Here is a 708-nt window from a genome sequence, read left to right as displayed (position 1 = left end):
AAGATGGTCGCTATTATAGCTGTTATGAGAAAAATTATAGTCATTGCTAATGCTAAAATTAGAGATTTAAGACTGAAAATGCAAATTTCGTAAATAATTTACAACATAGTTGATGACAATTTGTTTATTTCCCTTCATACTTCGACTTCGCTCAGTAACCATGAAGGGGAATTGACTATGAATATAGATTAGATAATTTTACCCATTGTTGATATATATTATCTTTATGGGCTTCTTCCCAAGCAGCCCATAAGGTAGTAGCAATGTCTATTACTAATAGAATTTCACCTAAATATGGAATTGCTAAAAAAGCAGCAGCTCCACCTATTACTCTTTCTATACCGGCAATAGCACCTTTAGCCACTAACTTCTCTGTTACAACTTCAGCACCATTTTTTAGACCTTGCTTAGCACCTTGTTCTAAAAGATTTCCACCTTGCTTAGCCAAATTCTTCTTAGCACGGTTTTCAATAGCCATGTCTTTTAGCTTTTCTCGAGCTTGATCTTTAAGCGTATCAGCGATAGCCTTAGCAGAAGACACAGTAGTAGCCCCAGCATTTATAAAGTTAGCCATATCAGTACGTATAATATGCTCATCATTTTGGTTCATACTCTCAGCAAGGCTTCGAACACTTTGTATCAGCTGTAGGGTGCTTATACCTAGCCCTAATGTACCAGTTACTACATCATTCATCTTGAGTAGTTGAC

At 36.2% G+C, this 708-nt stretch carries 1 protein-coding gene; it reads right to left on the bottom strand.

The features are described from left to right. Positions 1–175 precede the first annotated feature (175 nt). A partial coding sequence (locus F3D57_RS10195) for a hypothetical protein (RefSeq protein ID WP_224728187.1) occupies positions 176–708 on the bottom strand: 533 nt, incomplete at its 5' end.

Origin of the sequence: Francisella sp. SYW-2 (assembly GCF_008711475.1) — a bacterium.
Classification (GTDB): domain Bacteria; phylum Pseudomonadota; class Gammaproteobacteria; order Francisellales; family Francisellaceae; genus Francisella; species Francisella salimarina.
The sequence above is the reverse complement of the archived record's forward strand: the minus strand, read 5'-3'. Positions and strand labels throughout refer to the sequence as shown.